Annotated in this window: 18 protein-coding genes; 9 read left to right on the top strand and 9 right to left on the bottom strand. The window is 64.7% G+C overall.

The window, feature by feature from the left end; translation table 11 throughout:
- Positions 1-3 precede the first annotated feature (3 nt).
- From JQ507_26925 to JQ507_26900, 6 genes are read left to right on the top strand one after another with little or no spacing between them, the layout of a single operon-like run.
- Entirely contained in the window at positions 4-1,014 is a 1,011-nt protein-coding gene (locus JQ507_26925) for a nitronate monooxygenase (protein ID QRI68523.1), read from the top strand.
- Positions 1,015-1,025: 11 nt separating this feature from the next.
- The gene (locus JQ507_26920) at positions 1,026-1,799 is read left to right on the top strand and encodes an enoyl-CoA hydratase/isomerase family protein (GenBank protein ID QRI68522.1); all 774 of its coding nucleotides are present in this window, start codon (positions 1,026-1,028) and stop codon (positions 1,797-1,799) included.
- 41 nt (positions 1,800-1,840) lie between these two features.
- Positions 1,841-3,001, top strand: a complete 1,161-nt coding sequence (locus JQ507_26915; protein ID QRI68521.1) for an iron-containing alcohol dehydrogenase — start codon at positions 1,841-1,843, stop codon at positions 2,999-3,001.
- Between the two features lie 25 nt (positions 3,002-3,026).
- Positions 3,027-3,833, top strand: coding sequence for a glutathione S-transferase (locus JQ507_26910; GenBank protein QRI68520.1), 807 nt, complete (start codon positions 3,027-3,029; stop codon positions 3,831-3,833).
- Positions 3,834-3,872: 39 nt separating this feature from the next.
- Positions 3,873-4,574, top strand: coding sequence for an SDR family NAD(P)-dependent oxidoreductase (locus JQ507_26905; GenBank protein QRI68519.1), 702 nt, complete (start codon positions 3,873-3,875; stop codon positions 4,572-4,574).
- A gap of 38 nt (positions 4,575-4,612) precedes the next feature.
- Positions 4,613-5,815, top strand: coding sequence for an ABC transporter substrate-binding protein (locus JQ507_26900; protein ID QRI68518.1), 1,203 nt, complete (start codon positions 4,613-4,615; stop codon positions 5,813-5,815).
- A 120-nt stretch (positions 5,816-5,935) separates the two neighbouring features.
- On the opposite strand, the gene JQ507_26895 is transcribed toward JQ507_26900, so the two are convergent.
- The 3 genes from JQ507_26895 to JQ507_26885 form a co-directional block, all read right to left on the bottom strand.
- Positions 5,936-7,492, bottom strand: coding sequence for a hypothetical protein (locus JQ507_26895; protein ID QRI68517.1), 1,557 nt, complete (start codon positions 7,490-7,492; stop codon positions 5,936-5,938).
- 15 nt (positions 7,493-7,507) lie between these two features.
- Complete coding sequence (locus JQ507_26890; GenBank protein ID QRI68516.1) at positions 7,508-8,809, bottom strand: glycosyltransferase family 4 protein; 1,302 nt, start codon at positions 8,807-8,809, stop codon at positions 7,508-7,510.
- A gap of 256 nt (positions 8,810-9,065) precedes the next feature.
- Entirely contained in the window at positions 9,066-10,412 is a 1,347-nt protein-coding gene (locus JQ507_26885) for a polysaccharide biosynthesis C-terminal domain-containing protein (GenBank protein ID QRI68515.1), read from the bottom strand.
- A gap of 494 nt (positions 10,413-10,906) precedes the next feature.
- On the opposite strand from JQ507_26885, the gene JQ507_26880 reads away from it, so the two are divergent.
- Entirely contained in the window at positions 10,907-12,127 is a 1,221-nt protein-coding gene (locus JQ507_26880; protein QRI68514.1) for an FAD-dependent monooxygenase, read from the top strand.
- 135 nt (positions 12,128-12,262) lie between these two features.
- Here JQ507_26880 and JQ507_26875 read toward each other — a convergent pair whose 3' ends face one another.
- The gene (locus JQ507_26875) at positions 12,263-13,393 is read right to left on the bottom strand and encodes a GNAT family N-acetyltransferase (GenBank protein ID QRI68513.1); all 1,131 of its coding nucleotides are present in this window, start codon (positions 13,391-13,393) and stop codon (positions 12,263-12,265) included.
- A 505-nt stretch (positions 13,394-13,898) separates the two neighbouring features.
- On the opposite strand from JQ507_26875, the gene JQ507_26870 reads away from it, so the two are divergent.
- Both JQ507_26870 and JQ507_26865 read left to right on the top strand, forming a co-directional pair.
- The gene (locus tag JQ507_26870; protein ID QRI68512.1) at positions 13,899-14,711 is read left to right on the top strand and encodes a WecB/TagA/CpsF family glycosyltransferase; all 813 of its coding nucleotides are present in this window, start codon (positions 13,899-13,901) and stop codon (positions 14,709-14,711) included.
- Between the two features lie 320 nt (positions 14,712-15,031).
- Positions 15,032-16,321, top strand: coding sequence for an MFS transporter (locus JQ507_26865; protein QRI68511.1), 1,290 nt, complete (start codon positions 15,032-15,034; stop codon positions 16,319-16,321).
- Positions 16,322-16,333: 12 nt separating this feature from the next.
- Here JQ507_26865 and JQ507_26860 read toward each other — a convergent pair whose 3' ends face one another.
- The 5 genes from JQ507_26860 to clpB form a co-directional block, all read right to left on the bottom strand.
- Positions 16,334-16,525: a hypothetical protein gene (locus tag JQ507_26860; GenBank protein QRI68510.1), complete on the bottom strand. Its 192-nt coding sequence runs from the start codon at positions 16,523-16,525 to the stop codon at positions 16,334-16,336.
- Between the two features lie 77 nt (positions 16,526-16,602).
- A complete protein-coding gene (locus JQ507_26855; GenBank protein QRI68509.1) occupies positions 16,603-17,418 on the bottom strand; it encodes a bacteriocin family protein in 816 nt (271 codons plus the stop codon).
- Positions 17,411-18,466, bottom strand: coding sequence for a Dyp-type peroxidase (locus JQ507_26850; protein QRI68508.1), 1,056 nt, complete (start codon positions 18,464-18,466; stop codon positions 17,411-17,413). The genes JQ507_26855 and JQ507_26850 overlap by 8 nt, the downstream gene beginning before the upstream one ends.
- A gap of 119 nt (positions 18,467-18,585) precedes the next feature.
- A complete protein-coding gene (locus JQ507_26845; protein ID QRI68507.1) occupies positions 18,586-18,852 on the bottom strand; it encodes a DUF2171 domain-containing protein in 267 nt (88 codons plus the stop codon).
- A gap of 89 nt (positions 18,853-18,941) precedes the next feature.
- Positions 18,942-21,554, bottom strand: coding sequence for an ATP-dependent chaperone ClpB (gene clpB, locus JQ507_26840; protein ID QRI68506.1), 2,613 nt, complete (start codon positions 21,552-21,554; stop codon positions 18,942-18,944).
- Between the last annotated feature and the right edge of the window lie 421 nt (positions 21,555-21,975).

Here is a 21,975-nt window from a genome sequence, read left to right as displayed (position 1 = left end):
CTTGTGAAGACAGCAATCACTGAACTATTCGGTATCCAGCATCCGATCATCCAGGGCGGCATGCATTATGTCGGCTTCGCCGAGATGGCGGCCGCGGTGTCCAACGCCGGCGGCCTCGGCATCATCACCGGCCTGACCCAGCGGACGCCGGAGCTGCTGGCCAAGGAGATCGCGCGCTGCCGCGACATGACTGACAAGCCGATCGGCGTCAACCTGACCTTCCTGCCGAGCTTCACCGCGCCGCCCTATCCGGAATATATCGCGGCGATCCGCGAGGGGGGCGTCAAGGCGGTGGAGACCGCGGGCCGCAGCCCGGAGCAGTACATGCCGGCGCTGAAGGCGGCGGGCATCAAGGTGATCCACAAATGCACCTCGGTGCGGCACTCGCTGAAGGCCGAGAAGATCGGCTGCGATGCGGTCAGCGTCGACGGCTTCGAGTGCGGCGGCCATCCCGGCGAGGACGACATCCCGAACATGATCCTGCTGCCGCGCGCGGCTGACGAGCTGAAGATCCCGTTCGTGGCTTCGGGCGGCATGGCGGATGCGCGCAGCCTCGTTGCCGCGCTGTCGATGGGGGCGTCCGGCATGAACATGGGCACGCGCTTCATTGCGACCAAGGAAGCGCCTGTTCATCCCAACGTGAAGCAGGCGCTGCTCGATGCAGACGAGCTCGACACGCGGCTTGTGATGCGCGCGCTACGCAACACCGAGCGGGTGCTGAAGAACAAGGGCGTCGATGAGCTGCTCGAGATCGAGCGCGAGAAGGGCGCCAGGCTCAAGATCGAGGACATCCACGAGCAGGTCGCCGGCGTCTACCCGAAGGTGATGATCGACGGCGAGATGGATGCGGGGGCCTGGAGCTGCGGCATGGTGGTCGGCCTGATCCACGACATCCCGACCGTCAAGGAGCTGATCGATCGCATCATGACAGAGGCCGAGCAGATCATCCGGCAGCGCCTGACCGGCTTCCTCGACGGCAAGTTCGAAACCAAGCCGGCGCGCGCGGTCGCCTGAAGGAGAGTGCCATGACGGAGCATGTCAAGGTTGAGATCGCCGCGGGCGTGATGACGCTGACGCTGCAGCGGCCGGAGAAGAAGAACGCGCTCACCGGCGGCATGTATGACGCGATGTCGAACGCGTTGAAGCAGGCCGAGGCGGATCCGTCGGTCCGCGTCATCCTGTTCCAGGGCGACGGCGACAGCTTCACCGCCGGCAACGACCTTGCGGATTTCGCCAGCCAGGCCCGCGGCGAGAGCGCTGTCGATAGCCCGGCGCACCGCTTCATCGACACCATCAGCAAGGCCGGCAAGCCGATTGTCGCGGCCGTGCAGGGCAATGCCGTCGGCGTCGGCACCACCATGCTGCTGCATTGCGACCTGGTCTATCTCGCCGAGACCGCACGGCTGATCACGCCGTTCGTCAATCTCGCGCTGGTGCCCGAGGCGGCGTCGAGCTGGCTGCTGCCGCTCAGGATCGGGCACGCGCGTGCCTATGCGATGTTCGCGCTCGGCGAGCCGATGGACGCGCAGGGCGCGCAGGCATCGGGCCTTGCCAATGCCGTGGTGCCGCAGGCTGATCTGCGCAAGAAAGCCCATGATGCGGCGATCGCGCTGACCAAGCGGCCGGCCGGCTCGCTCAGCATGACCAAGGCGCTGATGCGCGAGCAGCAGCGGATCGCGGCGCAGATCGCCGAGGAAGGCGTGCTGTTCAAGCAGCGGCTGACGACGCCCGAGGCCCGCGAGGCCTTTGCCGCCTTCGCCGAACGGCGTCAGCCTGACTTCAGCAAGCTGTCGGCCTGAAGCCGTCAGGAGTTCACGGGTAGATCGAGGGAGCGGCAAGCATGCAAATCGTCGGCAGCCATCAATATCCCACCATGGAAACCGTGATCTACGGCAAACCGGCAGCCGAGGCGCTGCGCGAGGAGGCCGAGCGGCTCGGCGCCAAGCGCGTCTACCTGATCGCCAGCCGGACGCTGAACACCACCACCGACGAGATCGAGAAGATCCGCAACGGACTCGGCGATCGCCATGCGGCGACCTTCGACGGCGTGCCGCAGCACACTACGCGGGACGTGGTGACGCTGATCGCGCGGCAGGCCAGCGAAGCCAGGGCCGATTTGGTCGTCGCGATCGGCGGCGGCTCGGTGGTCGATGCGGCGAAGATCGTGCTGATGTGCATCGAGCATGAGATCTTCGAGCCGGCGGGGCTCGACGGCTTCGAGACCACGCCGGATCGCCGCTTCGGGGCGTTCCGCAACCCGAAGGTCCGGATGATCGCGATCCCCAGCACGCTGTCGGGCGGCGAGTACAATTCAGGTGCGCTGGTCACCGACACCAGCCGCAAGCTGAAGCAGATATTCAACCATCCGATGATGATGCCGCGCAGCATCATCCTCGATCCGGCGATGACGCGATATACGCCGGAGAAGCTCTGGCTCGGTTCGGGCACCCGCGCGATGGATCACGGCATCGAGGCGATCTGCTCGAGCCGGCCCAACGTGCTGGTCGATGCGGTGTGCCAGCAGGGCCTGCGCTATCTGCATCATGGCTTGCTGCGCACCAAGTCCAATCCCGACGACGAGGCGGCGCGGCTGAGCTGCCAGCTGGGCTCGTGGTTGTCGGCGTTCGGATTGCAGTCGCGGGTGCCGATGGGCGCCAGCCACGCCATCGGCCATGTGCTCGGCGGCACTTGCGACGTCCCGCATTACTTCTGCACGGCTGTCATGATGCCGAGCGTGCTGCGCTACAACCGTCCCGCGACGGAAACAGCCCAGCAGGCGATCGCCGCCGCGCTCGGTGCGCCGGGGCGCGACGCGAGCGAGGCGTTCGCCGGCTTCATCGCGGAGCTCGGCCTGCCGCGGCGGCTCGCCGATGTCGGTGTCGGTGAAGACCGCTTCGAACTGATCGGCCGGAACGCGATGCTGTCGATCTTCACCCGCGCCAACCCGCAGCCGATCCGCGAGCCCGCCGACGTCGTCAAGATCCTGAAGCTCGCCGCCTGAGGCGAGAGCACCTGGAGCAGCCGCCATGGCCGCCTTGCGCATCTTCTCCTATCTGCCGAACCCGCGGGTTTGGAAGGCAACCATCGCGGCGCGGTTCTGCGGCGTCGACGTCGAGGTCAGGGGCGCCTCCGGCAAGGAGTTGCGGGACTGGCTGTGGGACTACGATGCGCATCCCCTGACCGAGCAGGAGCGCACCGCGATGTCGGCGCTCGCGCGGACCGGGAAGGTCGGGCTGACTGGCGCGCAGCTGTTCAAGACCGATGCGTTCATGGCGGCGCAGCCGTTCGGCAATGTGCCGGCCGCGTTCGGACCTGACGGCAAGGTCGGGATCTTCGAATCCAACAGCATCATGCGGGCGGTGGCGCGGCTCGGCGAAGCCAAGTTCCCGCTCTACGGGCGCGACGCCTATGAGGCGTCGAGGATCGACAGCTTCCTCGATGTCAGCCTGGTGTTTGCGCGGGATTCGCAGATCTATCTGCTCGCGCTGTCCGGCGGCACGGTCGACGCGGCGATTCATGCCCGCGCCAGGGATGCGTTCGCGATTTATGCTTCGGGGATCGAGCAGGCCCTGTCACCACGGCGCGAGACGCTGGTCGGGGACGGCATCTCGCTTGCCGACATCTGCTTTGCCGCCGAGCTCGCGCTGTTCATGAACGAGTACGGGCGGAGCGAGCAATTGGACAGGCAGGGATTGACCAGGATCCTGCATCCCGGGGTGCAGGATGGGTATCCGCTGATGTTCGCTCACTTTGCCCGGCTGGTGGAACACGCGTATTTTGCGCCGGACCTCAAGCCCTATGTCGAGAAGCTGCGGTCGAAGGCCGCTGCCTGACCATGAAACCTTTGGCCGCGAGCGCGGAGGGATGATCGCATGACCGCACCCGTCTGTCTGATATCAGGCGTTGGGCCCGGCACCGGCTCGGCGCTCGCCAGAAGGTTCGCCGCGGGCGGCTACCGCGTCGCGCTCCTCGCCAGGAATGAAACGCGCCTTGCCGCCCTCGAGCAGCAGTTGCCGGGCGCAAAAGCCTATCGATGCGATGTCTCCGACCCCACGCAGGTCGAGACGGTGGCCTCGGCCGTGGAGCACGATCTCGGCAGCCCCACTGTCGTGATCCACAATGCCGTCGGCGGCGCGTTCGGCACGTTCCGCGAGATCGATCCGGACATCCTCAATCGCAACTTCCAGGTCAACACGATGGGCCTGCTGTATCTGGCGAGGCGGTTCGCCCCGGCGATGGTCGACGCCGGCAAGGGTGCAATCGTCGCAACCGGCAACACGTCGGCATTGCGTGGCAAGGCCGGCTTTGCGGGGTTCGCGCCGACCAAGGCGGCGCAGCGGATTCTCGCCGAGGCGATGGCGCGCGATCTGGGGCCGCGGGGCGTCCACGTCGCCTATCTGGTGATCGATGCGGTGATCGACCTCGAATGGACGCGGAAGCGCTGGCCGGAGCGACCGGACGACTTCTTCATCAAGCCGCAGGCGATTGCGGAGGAGGTCTGGCACGTCGCCCATCAGGACCGCAGTGCGTGGTCGTTCAACGTCGAGATCAGGCCGTTCGGCGAAGCCTGGTAGGCGCAGCGGTCAATTCATGAGAGCCAAAGGGGAATTCGATGTCGCTCAGGAAGCTCATGGTCTCCGTTGCAATGCTCGCGGCGCTTGCCGCGGCTCCGGCCCGCGCCCAAACCCCGGGCATTTCGGAATCGGAGATCAAGGTCGGGGCGACATTCCCGTTCAGCGGCCCGGCATCTCCGCTCAGCAATGTCGGCAAGGGTCTCGTCGCCTACGTCCACTCCGTCAACGATCGCGGCGGCGTCAACGGCCGCAGGATCAATCTCATCACCTATGATGATGCCTATACGCCACCCAAGGCGGTGGAGCAGACCCGGAAGCTGATCGAGAGCGACGAGGTGGCGTTCCTGTTCAGCCCGCTCGGGACGCCCGGGATCGGCGCGACCATCAAATACGTGACCGCGAAGAAGGTGCCGCATCTCTTCGTCGTCAGCGGCGCGACCAAGTTCACGAACTTCACCGAGTTTCCGCTGACCACCACGGGCTTGCCGAGCTACAACACCGAAGGAAAGATCTACGCCAAATACATCGCGCAGACGGCGCCCGCTGCGAAGATCGCGATCCTCTACCAGAACGATGACCTCGGCCGCGATTTCGTGGCCGCATTCAAGGAAGCCTTGAAGGCCGATTTCGACAAGAAGGTGGTGACATCTCCCTATGAAGTCACCGAGCCAACCATCGAGTCCCACGTCGTATCGCTGAAGGCGTCGGGCGCGCAGGCATTCCTGATCGCCGGCACCCCGAAATTCGCGGCGCAGGCGATCAAGAAGGCGAGCGAGATCGGCTGGATGCCGCTCACCATCGTCAACTACGTGTCGAGCTCGATCTCCGCGACCATCGTGCCGGCCGGAGTGGACAAGGCGGTGGGCGTCGTCGTGGCGACGATCGTCAAGGATCCGAATGACAAGAAGTGGGCCGACGATCCCGGCATCAAATGGTATCGCGCTCACTTCGAAAAATATCTTGCGGGGGCCGACATCGGCGACAGCAACTATATGTTCGGCACCCAGCAGGGCCAGATTCTGGAGCAGGTGCTGAAGCAGTGCGGCGACGATCTGTCGCGCGAGAACATCGTGAAGCAGGCGCGCAACCTCAAGGGGCTCGCGCTGCCGACCCTGATGCCGGGCATCACGATCAACACCGGCCCCGACAACAGCATGGCCTATACCCAGCTTCAGCTGCAGCGCTGGACTGGAAGCTCCTGGGAACAGTTCGGCGGCGTGCAGAGCGCCGGCGCGAACTGAGCTGTTGCATTGCCTGTGCGCCAGAGCACGATCCGGAAAAGCGCGAAGCGGTTTTCCGGAAGATCATGCTCAAACAACGAGCTGACGCGCCATGACCATTCAACCCAATCTCATCGCGCTTTAGTGGAGCCGTCGTGCGATCGGCTTTGCCAGCGCGCTGTGCCAGTCCCATTGCGACGACTGGTCGCTCGACCGCAGGCTTGCCAGAAACGCCGTGGTCTTCGGCTGCACCCGCGAGCCGTCGATCACCTCGAGCTGGCCGCACCGGTTGAGCGTGTGCAGCTTGCGCCCAGTCCATAGCGGTCCGGGCTTGAGCACGTGTCGAACTGCCTGCCGGTACGTCGCAGGCGACAGTTCGAGCACTTCCGCAAGTCCGAGCGCCGCGCCATAGCCGTTGCTGCAGTCCTGCACCGGCCGCCACAACTTTCCATTGACGGTCACGAAGTTGCCGGCCGGCCGCGTGGTGGCGCGATCCATCAGGATCGGGTTGGCCGCATGCGGCTGCCAGGGGCCGAGCAATTGCTCGGCGTGATAGATCGCAAGCGTGTCGGAATATCCGCCGCTGCCGTCACGCCAGGCCCCGAACATGTAGTGGCGGCCGTCATGCCGGGTGATGGTCACGTCGGCGAGCTCGAGCCCGGACAGCAGCGTCGAGTGGCGCTCCCACTTGTCCGGAAAGCGGATGCATTTGTAGAGCGGAACGTCCCGATGCGCGGTGCTTTCCGGGATCATCCAGAGCTCGCCATCGTTCTCGATCAGGAAAGGGTACGACAGGTGCCAAGGCTCTTCCAGCACCGGCATCACCTTGCCGACCGGTCCGTTGCCGTCGAACTCGATCGCGGAGATGATGCCCTTGCCGGTCCGGTGGTCAAGGTCTTCGAAGAACACGAAGGTCCTGCCCTGCCATTTCACCGGGAAGGGATCGGCATAGCAGCGGTTGCCAGGATCGGCGAGCACGTTCCAGGCAGGTCCCGACAGTTCGCCGGTGCGCCAGATATCCGTGGTCCCGGCGAAGCGCCAACCGACATGCCAGTGCGGCGCGTAGCAGCACAGACGATAGATCTCCTTGGCGATCGAGGTCGCCACGCCGCGCACCACAAAGGGTGCGGGATTTCGCGGCGCGCCGCCATTCGCTGGAGCCGGCAAGTGCGGTACCAGGCGCGGAGCTCCCGACAGGATCGGCGGCAGCATCGCCAGTGTGCGTGCCATCACCGTTTCGAGCCCGCCGCTCAGGCCGGCGGCGATTTCCGCGGAGGGATGGCCGCGGTCCAGCACCGCGCCGTCGCACTCATTGACGATTTCGATCACGGGCAGATCGCCGGCGAGAATGGCCGCCAATGCGGCACTTTCTCCCGCGTGTCCGTTGAACCGCGGACGGAGATACAGTCCGGCGGAACAATTCGGATCCCGCTCGGCGCTGGTGAAGTCGATCACCACGTCGGGGCGACCCGCGCGCGGCCGCTGCGGGATCGGCTTCACCCGGTCGGCGCCGCCGGCCTTGCCCTTGCGCAGGACGATGCGTTCGAGCTCGAACAGCATGTCGAGGCCGGCGGGTTGCGGTGCCGGCGTCGTGGTCCAGGCGATTTGAACGGGAATATCCTGATCGTTGACGCGCAGTGAATCACGGCACATCCAGAGCCGCGCCTGCTCTCGATCGCAGCGAAACTCGATAATCATGTCCAGCCCAACTTCCTAGTATGCGTCCACTCCCACGGCATTGCCGAGAATGCGGACGTATTCCTCGATCATGGCATCCAACGAATAGCGCGACTTCAGGCCCACGGCGCTTTGCCGCAGCTGGTCGCTCAACGAACGATCCGTCAGGACCTTCGACACGGCGGCCGAGAATTCGGCCTCGTCGGCAGCATCGACGAACACTGCCGCGGGCTGCCCCTGATAGGACAGCACTTCGCGCAGCACGGGGAGGTCGTTGACGACGCAGGGAATGCCGGCGCTCGCGGCTTCGACCGCGGCGAGGCCGAAGGTTTCGGCCTGCGTCGGAAAGACGAAGACGTCGAGGCAGGCCAGGAAATCGGCCATCTGGCGCGGTGGAATCTCGCCTATGAAGTGGAGCCGGTCCGAGACATCAAGCTCGTCCGCGAGAGCCCGGAGCCGCCCTTCGTCGGCGCCCTGGCCGGCTAGGGCAAGCTGCCAGGACGGATCGGCAGCGAGCAGGCGAATTGCCGCATCGAGCCGCTTGTGCGGATGCAGCCTTGCTGCACAGCCGAGCAAGGTGCGGTCGGCCGGCAGCTTGAATTGCTGCCGCGCGACATCTTTCGGCAGGCTGTGCGACTTGTCGTCGAAGCCATGCGGCACATGCTTCATGCGTGACCGGTAGGGAGCGGGATAGCGCGCGTATTCACGCTCCATGTCGCGCGAGTTCAGCGTGATGCACTGGAAGAAGCCGGTCGTGCCCATGATGATGTCGGCAGCGCGCACGGGCATGCTCATCGACAGCGCCGAAGATACCTGGTTGGCGATCACCGGGGCGCGGCTGACGAGCCGCGACACGCCGCCGCCGATCACATTGCCGAAGTGCTGGAATGTCAGCACGACGTCCGGATTGATGGTCCTGAGATGACCGGCGAGCATCCACAGCATGCGCAGCAGCGCCAGGGGATTTCCGGGCCGGGTTTGCGCGCAATAGAACGTGTTGGGCGGCTCGTCGAAGCAGTCGGATTTGCGGAAGAAGAACAGGTTGGCGACGTCATAGCCACGCGCGGTGAGGCCGGCGCCGAGCAGCCGCGAGATCTCCTGCGCGCCGGCGTTCTCGGCCTGGGTCTGCACCAGGACGACACGGAGCTTCGGCTTGCTCTCGTTCGGTCGACCGCCTGATGCGCTCGATGCCTCGCGCAATTCTGTGCTTGGCGTGTATTGGAGCACGGATTCCTCACCCGTCGAGGGCGTGGATTCGTCTCCCCCATTCGTGCGCGCGTAACTATCACGCGAAGCGTGCGCGTGCACCGAATAGCGCGTTTTGAGGTTACTGCTCATTTAGCAATCAGACATGTGTCAGCAATCGAGAGCCATGGTCCCACACAGGATACAGCCGGCTCGTTAACTAATTGGTTACGGCAGCGCAGAGATGGGTAACCGGCGATTAACCATAGATATCCACGTTGGTGCAGCACAGAGCAGTGCTGTCAGTTGAATTCGAGTCGGAGCCCATGAAGTTCGGTAGCCGCGCAGGCCCGAGACGTTCCGAAGTCATGGAACCCGCAGCGTCGTGGGAAACTGCCGACGCTCAGTCTTAGTCGTTACGGTCCGCAACGCGGACGGCGTAGGTGTTGCCTTTCGACGACGATGGATGCGACAGCACCAGAACGGACGGATCGACGCCGGTCCGCCGGCGGCACAGCACGTTGAGCGCGATGGTGGCGAGCACCAGCGAGGCCGTCGCCGAGATCGCGGCACCGAGCACGCCGAGCCAGGGGATCAGCACGACAAATCCCACCAGCCGCAATGCGACGTTGGCGGCGACCACCGGCACGTAATCGCGCTCATGCCCGGTCAGTTGCAGGACCGCGGCCGACGGACCGCCTGCCGCCTGGAACGCCGTCCCGATCGCGAGCACGATCAACACCCACTGCTGCGCGGCGAAATGCGGCCCGAACAGGCCGAGAAGGTGGGGCGCAGCGACCCAGACGATGACGAGCCCGCTGAGCACGCAGAGCGCGGTGACCTCGGCCATCAGCTTCAGCGTATGTTCGAGCTCGCGGTGATTCTTGCTGAAATACAGCGACGGCAGCCGGCGCGCGCCGAATGTGTAGAGCGCAGCCGACAGCATGGCGAAGATGTTCGCCAGGCGCGAGGCGGCGAAATAGACGCCAGCAGTCGCCGGATCCAGCATCCAGTAGACCAGGATGACGTCGAAATACTGGTTCGCCGCTTCGAGAATGGATGCGAGCCAGAACCGGAACGCACTGCGATTCCAACGCGAGCTCTCGAAGCGCGCCGTGACCGTGCGCAGGTTCGGCAGCACGCGCATGATCGACACGATCTGCACGATCAGCCCGATGGCCATCGCGACGGTCATCGCCGTGAACAGTTCGACGGGGCTGAGCTGCCGGTGACCGAACAGCGCCGCGATCAGGACCAGGACGACGGCAACCCGCCAGAAGAACTCGCGATTGCCTTCGCCCATCAGAATGCTGACCAGGGATCGCGCGATCTGGCTGCCGAGCATGAGCCCGGCATTGACGGCGGTGAACGCCGAGACCGAGAGGATCAGCAACCACCATTCGCCGCGAACGGTTGCCACCGCGGCGATCGCGGCGATCGAGATCAGCATCCCGATCGCCGAGTTCTTCAGGCTCGACAGCAGCACACCCTTGGTGAGCTCGGTCTGGCCGCGCACCTCATATTCATTGAGGAAGCGAACCAGCAGCAGCTCCTGGCCGACCAGTCCCGCGACCGAGGCGATCTGGGCGATCGAGAGCAAGGTTGCGAAGTCCCCGAACGCGTCGGGTGTCATCGTCCGCGCGGCCAGCGAGAACAAGGCGAACGCGAGCCCGCCGCTGCCGACCTTGAGCAGGATGGTCCCGGCAACGCCGCGCGTGACATCGCGCCGTAGCATTTGGAGCACAGAGGCAATCACCAGAGACGTCTCAATATCCTGTCAGGCCGCTGACCGTAGCAATCGGTGAGGTCAGGAGTGTTAATGTTCTCTTGCTAAAATTCCGTTCCTCTCGACGGCCCGCGTTCCAGGCAGTCCTGAACCGGGCCAATATGTCGCGCTGCTCCATTCTGGAACGTCGCTGTTCTTCGCCGTCCCCAAACGGCGCAGGTCGGATCGGGATCCGCAGCAGGTCCTGCCGCGCGCGCGGCGCGGATCGAAGCCGCGCTGGTGCGTCAACGGCACCCGTCGAAGCTCCACGGCCAGGCAATTGTCCCGCCAGCGCGCAGCGGAGCCTCCAAAGGGTCGGTTTCATGATCACTCTCGGTGCAAGCTATGTGCCGCGACCTCGTTGATCGCAATCCGGTCTTTTCGTTAACCTCAACAACAGAACGCATCATGCTCGACCGGTGGTGTGGCATGGCAGGCAAGGAAGTTGCAGTTCCATGGCCTATTAGCCGTCGGAGCGGACAAAGATGATTGCCGAGGAAGGCACCAACCAGCCGATCGCGGCCTGCGAGGCTGAAATGAACGAAACGGACGTTGCCATTGTTGGTGCCGGTTTGGCGGGCTCGCTGGCGCGGGCTGTCCTCTCGAGGGCCGGGTATCGGGTCGTCCTGATCGACAAGCGCTCGATCCCGCCGGACGAATTCCGTGTCGAGAAGGTCGCGGGACGGCAGATCGATATCTTCCGCCGCCTGGGCTTCCTGGGCGATGTCGAGGCCGTCGCCTCGTCCTATGACCGGGTGCTCAACATCAGGGGCGGCCGACTGGTCGATGTCGGTGTCGGGCGCTCCTACGGGGTTTCCTATGCCGACCTCGTCAACATGGCGCGCGGCCTGACGCCGGAGCCGTCCACCTTCCTGCTTGACCAGGTGACCGACGTCAGCTGTAGCGAGGATCGCCAGCAGCTGACGCTGGCCTCCGGAAAGCGCGTGGTCTCGCGGCTGGTCGTTCTGGCGACCGGCATGGCCGGCGTGCTTGGCTACAACCTCGGAATGCGCCGCCGAATGATTGCCGCGCGTCATTCCGTCACCTTCGGCTTCACCATCGCGCGGCCGGATAACGCGCCGTTCGGCTTCGATGCGCTGACCTGCTACGGCAAGGAGGCGGCCGACGGCGTCGACTATCTCAGCCTGTTTCCGATGTCGGGCGGGATGCGGGCGAACCTGTTCATGTTCCGCGATCCGACTGATCCGATCATGCGCGAGCTGCGCCGCGACACCGCGCGGACGCTGCTTCGCCTGATGCCGGGATTGCAGCGCTATCTCGGCGATTTCAAGATCCGCGGTTCGGTGCACAACTGGGTCATGGACCTGTCAGTGACCGAGGGGCATCTGCAGCCGGGCATCGTGCTGATCGGCGATGCCTTCCAGACCAACTGTCCGGCGGCCGGAACCGGCGTCAGCCGCCTGCTGGTCGATGTCGAGCGTCTCTGCAACGAATATGTGCCGCGCTGGCTCGAGACCGACGGCATGGGCACGGAAAAGATCGCGCAGTTCTATGCCGATCGGGACAAGCTCGCCGCCGACCGGCACTCGCTGCAGCTGGCGCGCTTTCGCGAGGCCTTGACCTCGAACACCGATGTGCGCTGGACCATGCAGCGGAAGCTGCACTTCCTGCGCCGCATGATCACCCATCGGGTGGACCGGATTCATCCGGGATGGGTGATGCGCGTGCGCAGCGCGCTGCATTAAAGCGTGATCCGGAAAAGTGCGAAGCGGTTTTCCGAAAGATCACGCTTAAACAAGAATCTAAAGCGCGATGACGACCAACATGATCGCATCGCGCTTTAGGGCGGCGCGCGCGTCTCTATTCAGAACCGAAATGCGTTAGCGCGTGCCGGTCGAGGTGCGGATCGGCCGGAGATCGGTCACGCGCTTGGCGGCCTGCTTGATCCAGGGCGCCTGCTTCAGGGCGAACAACGCCAGCGAGCCGGCCGCGCTGCCGGCCTGTGTCACACTCGACATCGGCGTCGGCTGGCCTCCGAGCTGCATCTTGTAGGGTTCGTCGCCGATGGTGAAATCCAGCACCCGGTCTCCGCGCTCAATGCAATCCTTGGCGACACGTTCGAAGGTCAGCGCGCCGATCGACTGGCTCTTGTATCGCTCGATGTCGAACGCCGTCATGACGACGAGGAGGCTGCCGCGGTGGACCAGTCCGAGGGCGGTGGCGATGACGTTGCCGTCCATTTTCATGGCATAGAGCCGCGTAAACGAGCCCATGCCGCGAAGCGCCACGCTCGAGTAGAATTCGAAATACTCCGGTCGCTGCAGCAGGTCGCCGTCACCGCGGGCCCGAAACCGCGGACCGCGAAACTTCCGCATGACGTCCATGGCCTCGCCGATTGAGGCGCTGTCGTCGCAGCATGTGAAGGTGACCGTGCCCTTCTTGTGGATCTGGCGCCACTTCTTGGCCAGCTCCTTTTGATAGGGCTTTCCCAACGCATTGATCTGCCATTGCTCGAACGGGGCGACCAGAACCGTCGCATAGGCGTTCGTATCCATCAGGCTGCGGTGAGGCGCTCCGAGCAAATTCTCGATCGGCATTCGGGCATCGAGCAGCTTGGGTATGCGGAGCAGGTCGAACGGCCGGACCAGCTTGCGGAGCGTCTCGCAGGCCTGCCGGTCCTGCAGCAGATCGGTGAATGTCTTGGTGGCGCAGACTGGAGACAGATAGTCCGACACGCGAAGGTCCGCGAACTCGATCGTGCGCATCGGCCCGCGCCGCACCCGCAGCAACGGCAGCACGGCTGCGAGCGCCTTGCTGGCGCGATGACGGACGACGACGACCAGCGGCTTCGCTGCCGCGGCGGGAGCTAGCTTGCGGTAGAGGCTGTCCAACCAAAGCGGATGCTGGAAGGCGGTCGCGTCCGAGCCTTCAAACAATGTCGCGTATTCTTCAGACAGGAAGTCGAATGCGTCGTCGATGCAGACATCGAACGCGTCATCATTCTTGTTCATGTGAAACCAGTAAACGGCACCTTAAAAAGCGCCGGTCAAGCCGGCGCACCGCCATCATAGCAAAGGCCGATGACCTCGGGCACCGGTAGAATATGATTTGTATTAATGCAGTGCCTCGACCTTTGCTTGTTGTTGCTGGTCGGGCGTCGCTGGCCTCGCGGAAGCATCAAGTGTGATGTCGCCGCCGCCGAGCCCGGCGGCCTGCATCGTTAACAATCCGTTTACGGTCCGTCCTGAATCAATCTGCCGCGGGATATCATGCGTCGTCTGGACCGGATATTGCAGTTGGGGGCGCGTAAGTCCTCGAGCCACTGGTGAAATGTTGAGTCACTGCCAAAAAGCGCGCGTTTCCTGCGCCATCCCGCCCTCGCATGCCGATCGCGAGCCGGCTCGGCGCCCCGATTCGGACATGGCTGCTTCGGCTGTCCCGATTTGCAACACTTCGCGCAGCGAACAACCGGTATCTGCGGCGGGTGTGCCAGCCGGATCTGCGACGCCGAACAGCATGCTGGAGCGTCGCACCAATCCCGTCGGCCGGGCTGCGACCGCCGGCGTTCCGCGGGCAACCGTCGGCGGGCTGCGTCTTGCCGTGCTCGATCGCGAGCAGACTGCGGACTTCATGATCGAGGCGGTGTATCCGAACCGGCGGATCGACCGCCCGCTGTACCTGACCTCGGCCAATGGCGAGGTGCTGTCGCGCTGCTCGACCGAGCCGATGACCGACCGCCTGTTCCGTGCCGCCGACCTGATCAATGCCGATGGCCAGCCGCTGGTCATGGTGTCGAAGCTGCGGTCGCCAAACCCGCTTCCCGAGCGCGTCGCGACCACGGATCTGTTCCACGACGTCGCGCGCAAGGCGGAAGAGCTCGGGCTGACCTTCTATCTGTTCGGGGCGAATGACGCCGAAAACAAATCGGCGATCGCCAATGTCCGCCGCGCCTATCCGGCCCTCAAGATCGTCGGCCATTCCCACGGCTATCTGCGCGGCGATGCGCTGCGGGCCAAGGTGGACGAAATCAACGCGCTGGCGCCGGACTTCCTCTGGGTCGCGCTCGGCGTGCCCTATGAACAGGCCTTCGTCGACGAGTTCATGCCGCGGCTTGGCAATGTCGGCGTCATCAAGACCTCGGGCGGATTGTTCAACTTCCTGTCCGGATCGCGACCCCGCGCGCCGAGATGGATGCAGATCGTCGGTCTCGAATGGGCCTGGCGTCTTTGGCTCGAGCCGCGCCGGCTGTTCTGGCGCTATCTGACCACAAATCCCCACGCTCTCTATCTTCTTTTCAACCGCACCCGGTCCTCGTCGACCAGGGACTGAAACACATACCGCGTGCATTCTGCGCTCCGGCCCGATCCACCCCCCAGCGCAAGCCCGTCCGATGAGCGGAGTGCAACCGACGGGCCGCGGCCTCGAAGCGCGGAACGAAACGGCCGGGCGTGGGTCTTTTGGCAATTCGACCACCGGCAGCGCTGGAAGGAAGACATCCTCTGCGCGATCACTCCACCGGTCCGCCAGGCCCTTTCGCTCGCGACGCATGCAGATCGCGCTGCGCGCCAGTCTTGTCTGAGCCCTGCCTTGCCTGACATGATCGGAGGAATAATAGTTCCTCCGCACGGGCAAACAAGGAACCGACGGCGTTGCCGGACATTGCAAGCAAAGACGAGTTCGATGTCACGCGTGCAGCCTTTGCCGCGACCATCGGCAACATGCTGGAGTTCTACGACTTCATCACCTACAGTTTCTTTGCGACCGAGATCGGGCACACGTTCTTTCCCGCGCAAAGTGAGTATGGCAGCCTGATGCTGTCGCTTGCGACCTTCGGCGCCGGTTTCCTGACGCGGCCGATCGGCGGCATCGTGCTCGGCGTCTTCTCCGACCGGGTCGGCCGACGGCCGGCGATGTTGCTGAGTTTCGCCTTGATGGGCGGAGCGATCCTGACCATCGCGCTGACGCCGTCCTATGCCGCGATCGGCATCGTGGCGCCGATCATCGTGATCCTGGCGCGGATGGTGCAGGGGTTCGCGCTCGGCGGCGAGGTCGGACCGACCACGGCCTATCTCATCGAGATCGCAGCGCCGAGGAATCGCGGCCTGGTGGTGGCATGGCAGCCCGCGAGCCAGGAGGTCGCGGCGACGATCGGCGCTCTTGTCGGTGTCATCCTGAGCAGCACGATGGCGCCCGACGCGCTGCAGGCTTACGGATGGCGGGTCGCATTCCTGCTCGGGGCGGTCTGCCTGCCGTTCGGCATCTGGATGCGCCGTACGCTGCCGGAAACGGTTCCCCACGGCGAGCGCGCCGGCGCTGATGTCGAGAGCTCGAACCATGTCGCGTTGGCGCGCCGGCACTTTCGCGTGATCGTGCTGGCGCTGATGATCCTCGCCAGCGGCACGATCTCGACCTACGTGACGCAGTACATGACGACCTACGCCAAGAACACGCTGCATGTGCCGCCGTCGCTGGCGTTCACCGTGTCGCTGGTGAGCAACGGACTTCAGATCATCGGTGCGGTGCTCGGCGGCTGGCTCGCGGACCGGCTGGGGCGCAAGCCGATCATGATCTGGCCGCAACTGGTCGTGCTGGTGCTGACCTATCCGGCCTTCCTGTGGATCGTCCGGGATCCCGGCGCGGGGTCGCTGCTGTTCGGCTTCGGCCTCCTATCGTTCATCGGATCGCTGCCGTTCACGGCGTTCTATGCCGCCTTCACCGAAGCGCTGCCGCAGAACATTCGCGGCGGCGTGTTCGCCACGATCTACGCGGTCGCGATCGCGACGTTCGGCGGTACCGCGCAGCTCGTGGTCACGTGGCTGCTGCACGTAACCGGCGATCCCTTGGCGCCGTCCTGGTATCTCTTGCTCGCGGCTGCGGTCGGCATCGTGGCGATGAGCCTGATGCCCGAGACCGCGCCGGTAAAGGTCGGCGACAAGTAATGCCGGGTTGATCTAGTCCATGTCGCGGAAGGCGTGGCCTTTGGCCTCGATCTCCTTCACGAGCTGCGCCGGCAGATTGGCCTGCCCGAAGCTGCCGTCGAAAACCCAGTCCTTGGCATCACCGAGATCAGGAAGGCCGGCGCCCTTGCGGACGTAGAGACCGACCGATGCCTTCTTCGGATTGATGTAGAGATCGTAGTCCATTGCGCGCCTCCTCTCCGTTGAAGTTCAACGGAAGTTCCAGCGGCAGCCGGAGCTTCCTGGAGTGAACGCCGACAAGGCTAGGCGGGTTTCTTCGCCTCCGGCGCCAGCACCACCGACGCTTCGCTCGTCAGCATCAGGAACGTGATGGTCTCCTGGAAATAGAGCTGGACCGCGGTCGCTGAGTGGCTGAGATAGCCGATCGACAGGTCCTGGCCGATCGAGAGCTGGAAATCGCCGCCGCGGGTGGTGAGCAGGACACCGCCCTCGATCGCGGGCGCCCAGATGATCTTGCCGTCGACCAGCCGCTGGATGTGCTGCAGCACCGGATAGCCGTCGTCGGTGGCGCCGCCGATCGCGGTATAGGGCTCGGTGCCGAGCAGCAGCGTGTAGGGGCCGTTGACGCCGGCGAGCCGCAACTGGCTCACCGCCTGCGCGACCACATTGGGGTAGTTCTTGACGCTCGCCGGCAGCGTCAGCACCGGGTTGCTGGTGCCCTGGCGGATGCCCTGGATGCCGGCGGCGGCGTAGCCGTCGAACACCGCGCGATCTTCGGCGAAGGCGATCTTGCGTGCCGCTTGCTTCAGCGGGTCCCAGTCGGAATCATTCGCGCCGCGCTCGACATCATCGATCGCCTGGCGTGACAGCTCGAAAGGCACGCGCAGCTCGACCAGCGCGCGGACCTCGCGCTGCGTCGCCTCGACCCCGTCGCCGGGCGTCGCAATCTTCTTGAGATGGCCGGTGCCGACCGCGGAGAAATCCGTCCCCTTCGGACCGTCGACGTCGACGACACGGCGCGCCGCCAGGTGGCGCTTCAACGTGCGCGAGGCTTCCTCTTCGATCTGGGCCCATGCCGCGTCGGAGATGGGGGCCAGTCCCCGATGAAGATTATTCATGTCCAGCGTCTCCTTTCAGTGAGCCGATGCCGAGCGAGCCGTCGGCCGGCGTTATTCTTGGTGCAGGCGCCTCGTCGGCCCCGGCGTCGTCCAGCGATGGTTCAGCGGCGGCAGGCGCGTCGACGGTGACATCCTCCAGGAAGGTCGCCGACGGGACGAAGTACAGCGTGCCGGTAACGGCACGGCTGAAGTCGAGCAGGCGGTCGTAATTGCCCGGCGGCTTGCCGACGAACATGTTCTCCAGCATCTGCTCGATCCGGTGCGGGGACTTGGCGTAGCCGATGAAATAGGTGCCGAACTCGCCCTCGCTGACATTGCCGAACGGCATGTTGTCGCGCACGATGTCGAGCTCCTCGCCGTTCTCGACGATCGTCGTCAGCGCATTGTGGGCATAGCTCGGCTTCACCGCATCGTCGAGCTCGATATCGGACAGCTTGGTGCGGCCGATGATCTTCTCCTGCATCTCGACCGGCAGTTCGTTCCACTTCTTCAGGTCGTGCAGGTATTTTTGCACGATCACATAGCTGCCGCCGGCGAACGCCGCGTCCTCGTCGCCGATGATGGTGGCGTCGGTGGCTGCCTGATCTTCGGGGTTCTCGGTGCCGTCGACAAAGCCGAGCAGGTCGCGCTCGTCGAAATATTTGAAGCCGTGCACCTCGTCCGACGTGGCGACGGCATCGCCGAGCCGTGACATGATTTGTGTCGCGAGCTCGAAGCACAGATCCATCGGCACGGCGCGGATGTGAAACAGCAAATCGCCGGGCGTTGCGACGGCGTGGTGGACGCCGTTGATCTCGCGGAACGGATGCAGACCTTTCGGCTTCGGCGCGCCGAACAACCGGTCCCATGCATCGGAGCCGATCCCCATGACGCAGGACAGCCGGCCCTCGAGATCGCGGAAGCCGACCGCGCGCACCAGCGCGGCCACATCGGCGCACAGCGACCGTACCACCGCATCATATTCCGGATCGGGCTTGATCGTGACCGCAAGGAAGATGGCCGCGCGCGTCAGCTTCGCAGCGACCGGTTGCGGAACGGCTGATGGCACGCAAGTCTCCTCAACTAGAACGGCACGTCACGGCGACGAAAGGCGGGCCGGACGCCCGATCGGCGTCCAGATACATGGCAGAGGAGCATGCCATCGGAACCTTTACAAGAGCCCGATTGCTAGGCTTCCGCGGATGGACCAACCGGCTTGCCGGACTTCTCTTCCTCGAGGGTCACTGCAATGGCGGCATTGGCCGAGAGCCGCACCTTGGAGCCTTCGACACCGGCGACGAAGCCGAGCTCGATATAGTGGTGATGACCCTTGTGGAAACCGTCGCTCTCGCTCTTCTTGAGCTTGATGCGGTTGCCTTCGACGCGATCGACGGTACCGACATGCACGCCATCGGCGCCGATGACCTCCATGTTGTCCTTGATGTTCTGCGTCATGGCGCTCTCCCTGGTTGAAGCTCAGTCTGCATATGATGCGCCCAGACGACGCGGCGATGACAGCGCGTCGTCGGCAATCCGGGCCTGCTTCACACCGGCTCGAATTCGTCGGCCGCCGCGTTCTCTGGCTTCCTGCCGTTGAAGGTGAGGCCGGCCTTGGTGGCGGAAAGCTTGACCTGCGAGCCGTCGCGCACGTCGCCGGCGAGGATCATCTCGGCGAGCGGATCCTGCACGCTGCGCTGGATCACCCGCTTCAGTGGGCGGGCACCATAGGCAGGATCCCAGCCTTTCTCCGCCAGCCAGTCGCGGGCCTTCGGGTCGAGTTCGAGGTCGATCTTGCGATCCTCCAGCAGCTTGCGCAGGCGCGCAAACTGGATCTCGACGATGCGGCCCATGTCGCTCTTCTGCAGCCGGTGGAACAGGATGATCTCGTCGATGCGGTTGAGGAATTCGGGGCGGAAATGCGCCCGCACCATGTTCATCACCTGCTCGCGCACCGCGCCGGTGCCCTGGCCTTCCGGCTGGTTGACGAGGTATTCGGCGCCGATATTCGAGGTCATGATGATCAGCGTGTTGCGGAAATCGACGGTGCGGCCCTGGCCGTCGGTCAGACGCCCGTCGTCAAGCACCTGCAGCAGCACATTGAAGACATCCGGATGCGCCTTCTCGATCTCGTCGAACAGCACCACCTGGTAGGGCCGCCGCCGCACGGCTTCGGTCAGGGCGCCACCCTCGTCGTAGCCGACATAGCCGGGCGGGGCGCCGATCAGCCGCGAGACCGAGTGTTTCTCCATGTATTCGGACATGTCGAGGCGGATCATCGCGGTCTCGTCGTCGAACAGATATTCGGCGAGCGCCTTTGCAAGCTCGGTCTTGCCGACGCCGGTTGGGCCTAAGAACATGAACGAGCCGATCGGCCGGTTCGGGTCCTGCAATCCGGCGCGCGCGCGGCGCACCGCGGTCGACACCGCACGCACCGCCTCGGCCTGGCCGACGACGCGCTTGCCGAGCATCTCCTCCATGCGCAGCAGCTTGTCCTTCTCGCCTTCCAGCATCTTATCGACCGGAACGCCGGTCCAGCGCGACACCACAGCCGCGATATTGTCCGCGGTCACGGTTTCGCTGGCGGACGAGGTCTCGCTGGCCTCGACCGCCGCGAGCTTCTTCTCAAGCTCGGGAATGCGGCCATAGGCCAGCTCGCCCGCCTTCTGGAATTCGCCCTTGCGCTGCGCGTTGGCGAGCTCGGTACGCAGCTGCTCGAGCTCACCCTTCATCTTCTGCGCATCGGAGAGCTTGCTCTTCTCCAAGCGCCATCGCGACGTCATGTCCGCCGATTTCTTCTCGAGGTCCACGAGATCCTTCTCGAGCGTCTGCAGCCGGCTCCTGGAGCCGAGATCGGTCTCCTTCTTGAGCGCCTCCTGCTCGATCTTGAGCCGGATGATCTCGCGGTCGAGCGAGTCGAGTTCCTCGGGCTTGGAATCGACCTGCATCTTCAGCCGTGCCGCGGCCTCGTCCATCAGGTCGATCGCCTTGTCGGGCAGGAAACGGTCGGTGATGTAGCGGTTCGACAGCGTGGCGGCGGCGACCAGCGCAGAGTCAGCAATGCGGACGCCGTGATGCTGCTCGTATTTGTCCTTGAGGCCGCGCAGGATCGAGATGGTGTCCTCGACCGTCGGCTCCGACACGAACACCGGCTGGAATCGCCGCGCCAGCGCCGGGTCCTTCTCGACATGCTTGCGATATTCGTCGAGCGTGGTGGCGCCGACGCAATGCAGCTCACCGCGCGCCAGCGCCGGCTTCAGCAGGTTCGAGGCGTCCATCGCGCCGTCACCCTTGCCGGCGCCGATCAGCGTGTGCATCTCGTCGATGAACAAGATGATGCCACCCTCGGCTGATGTCACCTCCTGCAGCACCGCCTTGAGCCGTTCCTCGAACTCGCCGCGGTACTTCGCGCCGGCGATCAGCGCGCCGAGGTCGAGCGCGAGCAGCGCCTTGTCCTGCAGGCTTTCCGGCACGTCGCCATTGACGATGCGCAGCGCAAGGCCCTCGACGATCGCGGTCTTGCCGACGCCGGGCTCGCCGATCAGGACGGGATTGTTCTTGGTGCGGCGCGACAGCACCTGGATGGTGCGGCGAATTTCCTCGTCGCGGCCGATCACCGGGTCGAGCTTGCCGTCGCGTGCCGCCTGGGTGAGGTCGCGGGCGTATTTCTTCAGCGCGTCATAGGCGTTCTCGGCGGACGCGCTGTCGGCGGTGCGGCCCTTGCGTAGCGCGTTGATCGCTGCATTCAGGTTCTGCGGATTGACGCCGCCCTTGGCGAGCAGCTTGCCGGCGTCGCTGTCCTTGTCGGCCGCAAGGGCCTGCAGCAGCCGTTCGACCGACACAAAACTGTCGCCGGCCTTGTCGGCGGCCTGTTCCGCCGCGGCGAAGCCGCGCGCGGTCTCCGGCGCCAGATAGATCTGTCCGGAGCCGGCGCCGCTGACCTTCGGCACCTTCGCCAGCGCGTCCTCGGTCGCCTTGAGGATCGCGCGCGAATTGCCGCCGGCCCGGTCGATCAGGCCGGCCGCGAGGCCTTCGGGGTCGTCGAGCAGGACTTTCAGGATGTGCAGCGTCGAGAACTGCTGATGCCCCTCGCGCGTCGCAAGCGATTGCGCCGACTGAATGAAGCCGCGGACCCGATCGGTATATTTTTCAATGTTCATCGTGGCACCTCAAGGCAGCACAAGCTCGTCGCGATCGGTATGCCATGCATTGCCGCCGGCGACAGATGGCGGAACGATGACATCCATCATGCGGCAGCTCAGTGCATGTGCGCCGGCGGAAAACCGCGCGCCCGACGCTGCCGCGGGTCGTATCGTGTGGTCGATTCAGAGGTGTGTCAATCGCCGAGCGCGCCGCCGGCACTCGTCCGGAGGCAGTGCTGGAGCGATCGCGGTGCTCTGCAAGGCGCGCAACCCGGCGAGCCCGGATCGTTACAATCGTGCGACAGCCAAGATCGGATTCGCGCTTTCGGAAACGATCACCTCGCTCGCCACGAAGTGTACCTGTTGATGCTGGTGAACATCGCGCGCGATGTTCCACTGAATCACGCGATGCTGCATCACCGCGTACTCTGAACCGTCG

The organism is Bradyrhizobium sp. PSBB068, assembly GCA_016839165.1.
Lineage (GTDB): Bacteria > Pseudomonadota > Alphaproteobacteria > Rhizobiales > Xanthobacteraceae > Bradyrhizobium.
The sequence above is the reverse complement of the archived record's forward strand: the minus strand, read 5'-3'. Positions and strand labels throughout refer to the sequence as shown.

Coding starts and splice junctions, on each gene's coding strand:
- JQ507_26920 (QRI68522.1), top strand. CDS start 1,026: ATGACGGAGCATGTCAAGGTTGAGATCGCCGCGGGCGTGATGACGCTG.
- JQ507_26895 (QRI68517.1), bottom strand. CDS start 7,492: ATGATTATCGAGTTTCGCTGCGATCGAGAGCAGGCGCGGCTCTGGATG.
- clpB (QRI68506.1), bottom strand. CDS start 21,554: ATGAACATTGAAAAATATACCGATCGGGTCCGCGGCTTCATTCAGTCG.
- JQ507_26845 (QRI68507.1), bottom strand. CDS start 18,852: ATGACGCAGAACATCAAGGACAACATGGAGGTCATCGGCGCCGATGGC.
- JQ507_26890 (QRI68516.1), bottom strand. CDS start 8,809: ATGAGCAGTAACCTCAAAACGCGCTATTCGGTGCACGCGCACGCTTCG.
- JQ507_26860 (QRI68510.1), bottom strand. CDS start 16,525: ATGGACTACGATCTCTACATCAATCCGAAGAAGGCATCGGTCGGTCTC.
- JQ507_26855 (QRI68509.1), bottom strand. CDS start 17,418: ATGAATAATCTTCATCGGGGACTGGCCCCCATCTCCGACGCGGCATGG.
- JQ507_26900 (QRI68518.1), top strand. CDS start 4,613: ATGTCGCTCAGGAAGCTCATGGTCTCCGTTGCAATGCTCGCGGCGCTT.
- JQ507_26875 (QRI68513.1), bottom strand. CDS start 13,393: ATGAACAAGAATGATGACGCGTTCGATGTCTGCATCGACGACGCATTC.
- JQ507_26880 (QRI68514.1), top strand. CDS start 10,907: ATGATTGCCGAGGAAGGCACCAACCAGCCGATCGCGGCCTGCGAGGCT.
- JQ507_26870 (QRI68512.1), top strand. CDS start 13,899: ATGCTGGAGCGTCGCACCAATCCCGTCGGCCGGGCTGCGACCGCCGGC.
- JQ507_26910 (QRI68520.1), top strand. CDS start 3,027: ATGGCCGCCTTGCGCATCTTCTCCTATCTGCCGAACCCGCGGGTTTGG.
- JQ507_26915 (QRI68521.1), top strand. CDS start 1,841: ATGCAAATCGTCGGCAGCCATCAATATCCCACCATGGAAACCGTGATC.
- JQ507_26905 (QRI68519.1), top strand. CDS start 3,873: ATGACCGCACCCGTCTGTCTGATATCAGGCGTTGGGCCCGGCACCGGC.